Origin of the sequence: Acinetobacter haemolyticus (assembly GCF_900406815.1) — a bacterium.
GTDB classification, from domain to species: Bacteria; Pseudomonadota; Gammaproteobacteria; order Pseudomonadales; family Moraxellaceae; genus Acinetobacter; species Acinetobacter haemolyticus_A.
In genome coordinates this window covers 43789-55923 of record NZ_OVCN01000011.1, presented here as the reverse complement: position 1 = coordinate 55923, position 12135 = coordinate 43789, and the positions used below count along the sequence as shown (strand labels likewise).

General features: G+C 39.2%; 11 protein-coding genes. 3 read left to right on the top strand and 8 right to left on the bottom strand.

What is annotated here, in order from left to right:
• Positions 1 to 68: 68 nt before the first annotated feature.
• Entirely contained in the window at positions 69 to 1700 is a 1632-nt protein-coding gene (locus tag DK207_RS09325) for an inorganic phosphate transporter (RefSeq protein WP_109440935.1), read from the bottom strand.
• Positions 1701 to 2135: 435 nt separating this feature from the next.
• Between DK207_RS09325 and metH the strand changes: the two genes are divergently transcribed.
• Positions 2136 to 5822 (top strand): methionine synthase, encoded by a 3687-nt coding sequence (gene metH / locus DK207_RS09315; RefSeq protein ID WP_109440934.1) that lies wholly within the window; start codon positions 2136 to 2138, stop codon positions 5820 to 5822.
• 94 nt (positions 5823 to 5916) lie between these two features.
• Here the strand turns inward: metH and DK207_RS09310 are convergent, their stop codons facing one another.
• The 4 genes from DK207_RS09310 to DK207_RS09295 all read right to left on the bottom strand — a co-directional run bounded on the left by DK207_RS09310 (position 5917) and on the right by DK207_RS09295 (position 9039).
• On the bottom strand, positions 5917 to 6393 hold the full coding sequence (locus DK207_RS09310) for a transglycosylase domain-containing protein (RefSeq protein WP_162540216.1): 477 nt from the start codon (positions 6391 to 6393) through the stop codon (positions 5917 to 5919).
• 129 nt (positions 6394 to 6522) lie between these two features.
• Entirely contained in the window at positions 6523 to 7131 is a 609-nt protein-coding gene (locus DK207_RS09305; protein ID WP_109440932.1) for a hypothetical protein, read from the bottom strand.
• A 172-nt stretch (positions 7132 to 7303) separates the two neighbouring features.
• Positions 7304 to 7672 (bottom strand): endonuclease domain-containing protein, encoded by a 369-nt coding sequence (locus tag DK207_RS09300; RefSeq protein WP_109440931.1) that lies wholly within the window; start codon positions 7670 to 7672, stop codon positions 7304 to 7306.
• 146 nt (positions 7673 to 7818) lie between these two features.
• Positions 7819 to 9039: an MFS transporter gene (locus DK207_RS09295; RefSeq protein ID WP_109440930.1), complete on the bottom strand. Its 1221-nt coding sequence runs from the start codon at positions 9037 to 9039 to the stop codon at positions 7819 to 7821.
• Positions 9040 to 9145: 106 nt separating this feature from the next.
• On the opposite strand from DK207_RS09295, the gene DK207_RS09290 reads away from it, so the two are divergent.
• Complete coding sequence (locus tag DK207_RS09290; RefSeq protein ID WP_109440929.1) at positions 9146 to 9925, top strand: AraC family transcriptional regulator; 780 nt, start codon at positions 9146 to 9148, stop codon at positions 9923 to 9925.
• 22 nt (positions 9926 to 9947) lie between these two features.
• Here DK207_RS09290 and def read toward each other — a convergent pair whose 3' ends face one another.
• The 3 genes from def to DK207_RS09275 form a co-directional block, all read right to left on the bottom strand.
• A complete protein-coding gene (def, locus tag DK207_RS09285) occupies positions 9948 to 10430 on the bottom strand; it encodes a peptide deformylase (protein ID WP_109440987.1) in 483 nt (160 codons plus the stop codon).
• A gap of 122 nt (positions 10431 to 10552) precedes the next feature.
• A complete protein-coding gene (locus tag DK207_RS09280; RefSeq protein WP_109440928.1) occupies positions 10553 to 11044 on the bottom strand; it encodes a DUF2505 family protein in 492 nt (163 codons plus the stop codon).
• 106 nt (positions 11045 to 11150) lie between these two features.
• Complete coding sequence (locus DK207_RS09275; RefSeq protein WP_109440927.1) at positions 11151 to 11441, bottom strand: hypothetical protein; 291 nt, start codon at positions 11439 to 11441, stop codon at positions 11151 to 11153.
• A gap of 247 nt (positions 11442 to 11688) precedes the next feature.
• On the opposite strand from DK207_RS09275, the gene DK207_RS09270 reads away from it, so the two are divergent.
• Positions 11689 to 12129 carry a universal stress protein gene (locus DK207_RS09270; protein WP_109440926.1) on the top strand — a complete coding sequence of 147 codons (441 nt, stop codon included), beginning with the start codon at positions 11689 to 11691 and terminating at the stop codon, positions 12127 to 12129.
• Positions 12130 to 12135: the final 6 nt, after the last annotated feature.

Sequence of the window (12135 nt, the reverse complement as noted above, 5' to 3'; positions counted from 1 at the left end):
TCCTCTATTTGAAACAATAAAAAAGCCTTGCCGTAGCAAAGCTTTTATCATCTTTCGTTCAGCTAGAATCAAGAAACGAATTGCAAGAACAACCAATACAAACCGCCAGACAATGCAATCGTTGCAGGTAAAGTAAATACCCATGCCGAAAGAATTGTTCTAACTGTAGCAAAGTTTAAACCTGATTTATTAGCAACCATCGTACCCGCAACTGCACTGTTTAAAACGTGTGTTGTCGAAACTGGCATACCAAAACCATCAGCAGCAGCAATCGTACTCATCGCAACCAGTTCAGCAGACATCCCTTGACCATAAGTCATGTGGTTTTTACCAATACGCTCACCTACCGTAATTACGATACGTTTCCAACCCACCATTGTTCCAAGACCAAGTGCTAATGCCACGGCAACTTTTACCCAGTTTGGAATGTACTGTAAGAATGAATCCATATTATTACGATAGTCTTTCACCACTTTTTGCTGTTCTGTGGTCATCTCAGGTAGAGCATCTTCTTTATCTAAACGCTTAAATGTCGTGGTGCTTAAGTACATATCATTACGCAACTCAGCAACCCCAGCTTCTGGGATATCTTTGAGATCACCATAAGCTGCAACTTTTTCACCTAAATGCCCCGTCATGCTCGCCAAAGCAGGTAAAACTTCAGGTGTTTGCTCTTTAGTTTGAATGTATTTTGTGAGGACATCTCGGGCTTTTTCATCAGAAAATTCTTGCTGGCCAACATTCAATACTTGAACAGTTTGTGCTGATAATTGCCCAAAAGATTGCAAGTGTTGTTGATCTAAGCTTTTGTTCAATGAATAAGCCAATGGAACTAAACCAATTAAGATTAACATGATGAGCCCCATTCCCTTTTGACCATCATTTGAACCGTGTGCAAAACTTACACCAGTACAAGTAAAGATCAGGATGCCACGAATAAGGGGTGGTGGTGGCTTGTTTCCAACAGGTGGTTGGAACAACTCCATTTGACGTTTGAAGATTTTTTTCACCAATAAGAACAAAACGGCTGCAAAAGCAAAACCAATCATTGGAGAAAATAATAACGCCTTACCGACTTTTAGCACTTGATCCATGTCAATGCCACTGGTTGCTCCAGTTGATGCATTCAACAAATGGTTCATGATCCCCACACCTAAAATTGAACCAATTAAGGTATGCGAACTCGATGCAGGAATGCCAAGAAACCAAGTACCCAGGTTCCATAAAATCGCTGCAATCAATAGCGCGAAAACCATGGCGAAACCTGCCCCACTGCCGACATTCATGATCATTTCGACCGGCAATAATGCAATAATGCCGTAAGCAACCGCACCACTTGCCACCATAACTCCTAAAAAGTTACAGAAGCCTGCCCACATAACCGCAACGGGTGCAGGAAGTGCGTTGGTATAAATAACCGTTGCCACAGCATTGGCTGTGTCATGGAAACCATTTACAAATTCGAACGCCAAGGCAATGAACAATGCCGTAGATAATAAAATAACTGAATACAAACTTAACGGCGGGACATGTGCTAAATCAGCACTCACCTGAAAACCAATATAAATCAGTGTAGCAACAATGACTGTTAAGAACACCGGCATAAAGAATTTCGGTGTTGGTACATGTACATTCGTCGATTGAGCTTGCGATTCTGTCGCAACTGGTGAATCCGAAGCAGGAGGTAGATTTGAATTCATGTAGACGGCTGGAGGATAAAAAAATCCCCCATATTGTTTAATTAAATTATGACAATTATATGACAAAGCTTTGTCACATGAACTCAAATTTTCATCATTTCATCACTTTTACACCAAATTTTTGTATCAAAACAGTGCGAATAAAAAAATTAACCTATATATTTCAACAAAATAAAACACAATAATGTGCAACAAAAAGCATTGCATGATTTTGCAGCAAACGCAAAAAATATGACTTAAATTTGTCATATTGCCCATATTTTGCTTTATTTTTAGGCATTATTACTTGGAATTATTGCACTTTAATGAAAGTTTTATGACATTTTAGAAATGAACCAATGAATTAACACTGCTGACTGCTGAAAATACGCGCTTTGGCTAAGCTTCTGTTACAATGCCTCAGCTTTTTATATTTGCCATATACTGGGGTTCCTTATGTCCACGCTTGCCACCCTAAAATCTCTTCTCGCCCAACGCATCCTGATTATTGATGGTGCAATGGGAACCATGATTCAACGCCATAAATTAGAAGAAGAAGATTATCGTGGTGAACGTTTCGCAGATTGGGCTTCTGATCTAAAAGGTAATAACGATCTTTTAGTACTGACTCAGCCACAGGTTATCCAAGGCATTCATGAAGCTTACTTGGATGCTGGTGCAGACATTATTGAAACCAATAGCTTCAATGGTACACGTGTTTCGATGTCGGATTACCACATGGAAGATCTTGTACCAGAGATCAACCGTGAGGCAGCACGTCTTGCGAGAGCGGCATGCGATAAATACTCAACCCCTGACAAACCTCGATTCGTGGCAGGTGTACTCGGCCCTACATCACGTACATGTTCGATCTCACCAAACGTCAATGACCCAGCATTCCGTAACATTACTTTCGATGAACTAAAAGAAAACTATATTGAAGCTGCTCATGCCCTGATCGAAGGTGGAGCAGACATCCTGCTGATCGAAACCGTATTCGATACCTTGAACTGTAAAGCGGCAATCTTTGCAGTCAAAGAAGTCTTCAAACAAATTGGTTATGAACTTCCATTGATGATCTCAGGTACGATTACAGATGCATCAGGTCGTACATTAACAGGTCAAACGGCTGAAGCGTTCTGGAACTCAGTGCGTCATGGCGATTTGCTTTCGATTGGTTTTAACTGTGCCTTGGGCGCTGATGCAATGCGTCCTCACGTTAAAACCATTGCAGACGTTGCAGACACCTTTGTTTCAGCGCATCCAAATGCTGGTTTACCGAATGCATTTGGTGAATATGATGAAACCCCAGAACAAACTGCAGCCTTTATTAAAGAATTTGCTGAGAGTGGTTTGATCAATATTACTGGTGGTTGCTGTGGTACAACTCCAGATCATATCCGTGCGATCTACCAAGCTGTTAAAGATATTCCACCACGTCAAGTTCCTGAGACAGTTCATGCTTGCCGCTTGAGTGGTTTGGAACCATTTAATATCCATGAAGATTCACTATTCGTAAACGTAGGTGAACGTACTAACGTTACAGGATCAAAAAAATTCCTTCGCCTAATCCGTGAAGAAAATTTTGCGGAAGCTCTAGAAGTCGCTCAGCAACAGGTTGAGGCTGGTGCGCAGATCATTGATATCAACATGGATGAAGGGATGCTCGATTCGCAAGGTGCGATGGTGCATTTCCTGAACCTTGTCGCTTCAGAACCTGATATCTCTCGTGTGCCGATCATGATTGACTCATCAAAATGGGAAATCATTGAAGCAGGTCTAAAATGTGTTCAAGGTAAACCCGTTGTAAACTCGATTTCGCTTAAAGAAGGTTATGACGAGTTTGTCGAAAAAGCTCGCCTCTGCCGTCAGTACGGTGCAGCAGTTATTGTCATGGCTTTTGACGAAGTTGGTCAGGCAGATACCTCAGAGCGTAAGCGTGAAATTTGTAAACGCTCTTATGACATTTTAGTCAATGAAGTTGGCTATCCAGCGGAAGATATTATTTTCGATCCAAACGTGTTTGCAGTGGCCACAGGGATCGAAGAACACAATAACTATGCCGTCGACTTTATTGAAGCCACAGGTTGGATCAAACAAAACTTACCACATGCCATGATCTCAGGTGGTGTTTCTAACGTTTCCTTCTCATTCCGTGGTAACGAACCTGTACGCGAAGCAATCCACTCTGTATTCCTTTATCATGCGATCAAACAAGGCATGACCATGGGTATCGTAAACGCTGGTCAGATGGCGATTTATGACGATATCAATAAAGAGCTGAAAGATGCTGTTGAAGATGTTGTACTTAACCAAAACCAAGGCGAGACAGGTCAAGCTGCAACTGAAAAGCTTCTAGAAGTTGCTGAAAAATATCGTGGTCAAGCGGGTGCTACCAAAGAAGCTGAAAATCTTGAATGGCGTAATGAGTCTGTCGAAAAACGTCTTGAATACGCTTTAGTTAAAGGTATTACCACGTATATCGATCAAGATACTGAAGAAGCACGCTTAAAATCACAACGTCCGCTTGATGTGATCGAAGGTCCACTGATGGACGGCATGAACGTGGTGGGTGACTTATTTGGTTCAGGAAAAATGTTCCTTCCTCAAGTCGTTAAATCTGCACGCGTCATGAAACAAGCTGTAGCATGGTTAAACCCATACATTGAAGCTGAAAAGTCAGAAGGACAGTCTAAAGGTAAAGTCCTGATGGCAACGGTAAAAGGTGACGTACACGATATTGGTAAAAATATTGTGGGTGTTGTCTTAGGTTGTAATGGCTATGACATCGTTGACCTCGGTGTGATGGTGCCTGCAGAAAAAATTCTGCAAACGGCCATAGATGAGAAATGTGACATTATTGGTTTGTCAGGCTTGATCACTCCATCTTTAGATGAAATGGTCTTCGTTGCCAAAGAAATGCAACGTAAAGGTTTTAACATTCCATTATTGATCGGCGGTGCAACCACATCGAAAGCACACACCGCAGTTAAAATTGATCCTCAATATTCAAATGATGCTGTAATTTATGTCGCTGATGCTTCTCGTGCAGTGGGTGTGGCAACCACCCTTCTTTCTCCTGAAATGCGCGGTAACTTCATTGCAGAGCATCGTGCTGAATATGCCAAGATTCGTGAACGCTTAGCGAATAAGCAACCGAAAGCTGCAAAATTGAGTTATGCAGAATCAGTCGAAAATGGTTTCAAAATTGATAATAACTACGTCCCACCAAAGCCAAATGCTTTGGGTACGCAAGTTATTAAAAACTATCCGCTTGAAACCTTAGTTGAATATTTTGACTGGACACCATTCTTTATCTCTTGGAGTTTAGCGGGTAAATTCCCGAAAATTTTAGAAGATGAAGTGGTCGGTGAAGCAGCGACTGATCTTTATAATCAAGCGCAAGCGATGCTGAAAGACATCATTGAAAATAAACGTTTCGATGCCCGTGCTGTGTTTGGCTTATACCCTGCTCAGCGTACTGGTGCAGATACCGTCAGCGTATTTGATGAATCAGGTCAAAATCGCACTCACACGTTTGAGCACGTACGTCAGCAATCAGACAAAGTGACTGGTAAACCAAACTTGTCTTTGGCGGATTATATTAAGCCTTCTGAACAACCTGAAGATTATCTCGGTGGTTTCACAGTGTCGATCTTTGGTGCTGAAGAATTGGCGAATGAATATAAAGCCAAAGGTGATGATTATTCAGCAATCTTAGTTCAGTCGTTGGCTGACCGTTTTGCCGAAGCCTTTGCCGAGCATTTGCATGAGCGTATCCGTAAAGAGTTCTGGGGCTATAAAGCCGATGAAACTTTGGGCAATGAAGAATTGATCAAAGAGAAGTATGTCGGGATTCGTCCTGCACCAGGTTACCCTGCTTGCCCTGAACATTCTGAAAAAGCGGTGTTATTTGACTGGTTAGGTTCGGAAGAAAAGATCGGTACGAAATTGACTGAACACTTTGCGATGATGCCGCCTTCTTCTGTCAGTGGTTTCTATTATTCGCATCCTGAAAGCGAATACTTTAACGTGGGCAAGATTTCTCAAGATCAGCTTGAGGATTATGCAAAGCGTAAAGGCTGGACACTGGATGAAGCGAAGCGTTGGTTAGCACCGAATTTAGATGATTCGATTGGTTGATTTAATCCCCCTAAATCCCCCTTTGGCAAAGGGGGACTTGCGCGTACCTAATAAATTACGTGACAGCTCTTTTCTTTGAAAATGAAGTTGGAATTTACATTTTTACAATCTTAGACTGAATATTTGCCACTCTAACTCTCATTTTAGACGACCATCTTATTTTATCTTGGAGCGGTTCTGGATATTTCAATCTAGCGACTAATCTAACTTTATCTATCATACTTAAATCTGCTTCAAGTATTTTTTTTCGTTTTAAAAAACTATCATACCCATACATACCAGACCCTAAAAAAGCAGTATTAATGTATGCGGCGGCAATTTCCTCCCAATGAAAGCATCTTGTTATAAGAACAGCTAATAATTGTTCTCTAAACTTCCTTATTAATGTCCTTTCATATCTATTTGAAATTACTCTTACATATTGTTGGGCAATAGTACTTGCTCCTTGGAATTCATTTTTGATATGAGTATAATATATAGCTCTTACCATAGCATAATGATCTATCCCATAATGAAATTTAACACGATGGTCTTCTGCTAAACTCAGTATCTCCAAAATTGTATAGTCCAAGTTTTTATTACTATTGTCTAAATCACTTAAACATTTCTTAAAATCATCTTCGATCTTTAAAATATTAAATAACTGAAAAAAACTTAGCACACAAATAAAAAGGGATCGTACAAAAAAAATATATAATTCTCACTGTAATTTACCCTTAATTTCAGGAATAGATTGCATAAATGGCTCTTTACTTAGCTCAACACTTCCCTTTTGATCTGCAACCATAGAGTGAAACTCACCACAAAACAAAGTTGCTTTATGATCACTAAAAATTAGGAATTTTTTCTTCAGCTCAAATCGACAATATATTGTTGACTGTCTTCTTTCACCATACTCCGTTGCATGTAATGTAAGAATATCTGAGCCAAATATTCTTTTTTGAATAGAGCCGTCAATCTGTGCTCTTGCTCGATGTTTTCCACTATATTTTATAATATGACGACTATGAGTTGCTCTCTTTCCATAACTTGAATTCTCATAAATTTTTTCAGAAGCACCTCTAATGTTATTACCTTCTAATCTTAGAAATAAATTATGTTGTAATTCCATCTGTTCATATGGATTATAAGCTGTTGTCTCTGTTTTTGATTTTAAATACCACTTCCCTGAAAAATCAGGTATACCAAAAATTTTCTCTCTAACTAAGAAAAATAGTATTGCAATAATTATTGCAGCAATAATAGCCTCTACAACATCCCCAAAGGCAAAATCATTAAATATAAAACTAGCAATCAAAGATATGCTCATATATCCCCCATATTAAAACAACAAAACATAAATAAATTCCTATATTGTAGCAAGAACTATTTCATCTGATATTTATTAATCCTCCCCAGCCCTCCTTTAAAAAAGGAGGGTGTACGTGAATCTAAAACCTACATTCAATTCGCAGTAAAGTCCCCCTTTGAAAAAGGGGGATTTAGGGGGATTCTAACCTTCGCCGAACTACACAATAAATCTGTTCTACCACAGCATCAATTTCTGTCAAAATTTGATGATTACTAAATCTCAGTGTCAGAAGTCCAAGCTCATTCAAAGCATAATCTCTATTTAGATCTGCTTCCAAACCCTTTTCTGTATAGTGCTGCCCACCATCACATTCAATAACTAAATTTGCTTTGGGACAATAAAAATCTACAATAAAATTTAGAATTGGCTTCTGTCTATAGAACTGCAATCCTAAAATCTGTTTACGTCTTATTCTGTTCCATAGCAGTTGCTCAGCATCTGTCATATTGTTCCGTAAATCACGAGATGGCTGTTTTAAATTTTTGTTATAGGGTTGCATCAATTTACCATTTTTTAAAATTATTAATTTGTCGAAAATTATTTTAATTTACAAAGTCTAATTCACTTTTAGTTGAGCTCATTCAAAATATCTCAAATAAAAAAATCTCTCAATGCTTAGAACTGAGAGATTTAGAAATAAACGAACTATTTAGCTTTTGTGTTTGGTAATAATGCTGTTGCAAAACCAAGTAATGGTAACAATGAACATAGACCAAATACCCATTCGATACCGTTAATATCAGCTAAATGCCCTAATCCTGCCGCAGCAATTCCACTTACTCCAAACATGAGACCGAACATAACCCCTGAAATCATACCCACACGACCCGGTACTGCTTCTTGGGCATACACAACCATTGCAGCAAAAGCGGATGAAAGAACAAAACCAGTAATGATTGATAATATCGTGGTCCAAAACAAATTTGCATAGGGCATCATTAACGCAAACGGTGCCATGCCGACAAACGAAACCCAGATAACGGCTTTACGGCCAATTTTGTCACCAATTGGACCACCCGCAAAAGTACCTAAAGCAACGGCTGCCAAGAAGGCAAATAAATGCAATTGTGCGGTTTGGATACTAATATGAAATTTCTGAATGAGATAAAAAGTAAAGTAATTACTAATGCTCGCAATGTAGGTAAATTTAGCAAACATCAATACACTGATGGTGGTCAATGCAATAATTAACTGTCGACCATGCAACTTAGTCTGTACTTGATTAGATTTTACAGCAAATGGATTTTTAGCATGCCCAATCGTCCAGCGGCTGACCCTAAATAAAACCCAAATGGCTAAAAGCGCAAATATAATTAACCAAGCAACCGCATGTTGCCCAAATGGAACTATTAGTAAAGCTGCTAATAATGGACCAATAGCGGTACCCGTATTTCCGCCCACTTGGAAAGTCGATTGAGCCGTACCAAAGCGGCCACCCGATGCCATTCGAGCTACACGCGAAGCCTCAGGATGAAAGGTTGAGGAACCGACTCCAATCAATGCAGAAGCAATAAGTAATACAGCAAAACTTGGTGAGAATGCCAATAGTAAAATACCACCAAGTGTGACCACCATTCCCAATGGTAAAAGATAAGGTTTTGGATATTTATCGGTATAAAGTCCAATCCAAGGCTGAAGCAGCGAACCAGTAATCTGATACACAAACGAGATTAACCCGACTTGGGCAAAACTCAGTGAAAAGTTTGCTTTAAGCATTGGATAGATGGCGGGTAACACAGCTTGAATTAAATCATTTAGTAAATGTGCAACTGCTACGGCGCCTACAATTTTAATCATCATTCCTTGCGGCTGATCATTTGTAACAGTATCGGCGATACTATCTTTCAATTGTATTGAAGACGTCATACCTGAAAAACTCCAATATTTTTAAATGAGATCCTTATTGTAAATTGTCGTTTATAAAGTTATCTTCCAATAATCATCGTATAAGTGACATTTTTCAGGATAGATTATGTCCGATTCTCTTATTCAGTCTGATTGGTCTGAACTCGTGATTGGGCTTTCTTCCGAGCATGCCTATCGAGAAATAACCCCCACTCATACGCATACACGCGCTCAGTTTTTGTATGCTTCGACAGGAAACATTCAAGTTTTTACGCCCAACCATGTGTGGATTGTACCGCCCATGTGTGCGTTATGGATTCCGGCAAATGTCGAGCACAGTGTGATTTCGCTGAGTTACGTTAAATTAAATACTGCGCTGGTTGAGGCGAAAGCTGCTCAGATCATGGGTGAGCAGTGCTTTATTATTCGGGTCAGTAATTTACTGCATGAATTATTAATCCGTTTAAATGAAATTGAGCGCTTAGGTTTTCCAAATATTACCAGCGCCCCTGAACTTTCTCGTGCCTTACAAATTTTGATTTTTGAAGAAATTCATCAAGCCAATTTGCTTCCCATCCAGATTCCTTGGCCAAAAGACAAACGACTATTAAGTATTTGCCAAGCGTTATTACACTCTCCCGATCATTTAAAAGATTTAAGCACTTGGGCTGATGAAATCGGAACCAGCTCAAGAACATTAATGCGTATGTTCCAAAAAGAAACTGGACTGTCTTATCGAGCTTGGATCCAGCAAATGCATATCGCACTTGCCTTAAGTAAAATTGCCAATGGTGAATCTATTGCTCAAATTTCCGAATCACTAGGTTATAACCAACCTAGTGCTTTTAGTACAATGTTTAAACGGCATTTAGGAAAAACACCTCAACAATTTAAATCGATAAATTAAATTTTTTTCAACGAAACAATAATTAAGCAACTCTTTCCACAAACAACACACCATCTAAATGATCAACTTCATGTTGAACAATGCGGGCAGGAAAACCCTCAAACGTTGTTTCAATCACCTCACCTTGTAAGGTGTAATAACGCACTTTGATGGTTTGTGCGCGCTCTACGACTCCACGCTGATCAGGAACACTCAAGCAGCCTTCCTCACCCAAACAAGTCTGTTGAGAAAACTCTAAAATTTCAGGATTAACCATCACCACCGCATCCATTTCAGGTGCATCGGGATAACGAGGATTTGGACGAGATGCAACAATAATCACACGTTTAGAAATATAAACTTGAGGTGCTGCGATCCCCACGCCATTCCGTTCAAGCATAGTCGCATGCATAGCTGAAGCCAACTCCAATAGCCATTCACTATTAAATTCCCCATCTGCAACAAATGCTGCTTTAAGTTCTAATATTTCTTCACCACGTTGCGCTACAGGCAAAACCACACTCATACCCATGACCTTATTTTGATCAAATCGTGCTTAACATAGTATTGGATATTTTCTATTGCTTCTATCATTTTCACGCAAAAATAAAAAACTCCCCATAAAGGAGAGTTTTAAAAAAAGTTAAATTAAAGTTGTTTCTTCAATTCATCTTCAACGATTGCGATTTCAAGCTGGCTAAATTTACGAATTTCACCTTCAGCATGCTTTTCAAGCATTCCGCCAATCAAAGGCACTTTAACTTTTACATTCCAAGTTAACGAAATATTCACTTTTTCGCTATCGCCTGTCACGCTGCGCTCGCCTTTCGCTTCTAAAGGGAGATTAGCGCCCAACTCAACAGTTGAAGTTAAGTTTTTCAAATGGGTGATATCAGCACGCTTTAGGCGAAACGCATTTTTTAGTAATTTTTTAGCAACATCAGGAATATTTACATCAAGGTTATATTCACGACGTAGCGTGTAAATATCGCCATTAATTGCAGATTCAATAATTTCTAAGTTTTCACCGGGAATACGTTTACATACTGCTTCATGCAATGCTGTATCCGCGACTAATCTTGAAAAGTCTTCGATCGAAACACCGTGAATTGTTTCATTAACCGTAAATTGATGTGCCATCTTTAAATTTCCGTTTCGTTTTTATAGGATCTCATCACTTTGCGAAGTATATCATTCTCCTTTAAATCTCAAAGACTAACGTGGCAAAAAAGGGTGACTGCTCGGATTAGTCATTTTTATTGTGATTTTTTCGCATGCCTAATTTGACTGATATATCTTTAGCACAACTGATAGATAAATAATGATCTCCATATTCAATCACAGCATAAAACTGCTCGGCACCATCATCTAAACCCGTAGCAGACCAAGTCGTGCCCTGCGGAAACTCCTTTAGCCATATCGCTTTATAAAAGTCTGAAACGGAATCGAAAACCAAATATGTTTCTGGATCTGCCATTATTTTGGTAGCAATTTGATTAAATTTTTGCTGTTTATAGGCATCTAAACTGAGTAGCATAGAAACTCCATGTGTAAAAAATGGGTTAAATTTCATAATTCCAGCTACAGTAAACTTTTAACTCAATTACAAAAATACTGTGATTTTCTTATGCTCCTATTTTGCTAAGGAATTTCTTAGAGTTCCATATTTATTTCAGTTTTATCAGTTGCTTTTGATTAAGGTCTAATTTGCTACAATGTCCTCAATATGCTATCAATTTATTATAACTTTTATTTTTTACAACGATAAACTATAAGGAGCAAACATGTCTTATCAGAATATTTTAGTACCAGTCGATGACTCTCCGATCTCTTATGCAGCAGTTGAGCATGCACTTTCTTTAGCAAAATTGTCAGGGGCAAAAGTTACGATTCTCAGCGTGATCGCAGTTGATCCTTTTGTGGGTGTAGATTTTTATCAGGTTGCCCCAGCCGTGACGGATTATTTTATGCAGGCTGAAGCACATGCAAAAACTCAGCTTCAAGATATAGCTCAATCATTTTCACGAGGTGGGATCGAAGTGACAACTAAAATTTATCATGGCTCTGCCAGTGAAGGCATTATTTTTGTCGCGGATGAAGTGGGCGCAGATTTGATTATTATGGGTTCACATGGGCGTACCGGCGTGAAACGCTTACTACTCGGTAGCGTAGCGCGTACCGTGCTTACTGAGTCACATATTCCTGTGCTCATCGTCAAGCAATAACCCCTC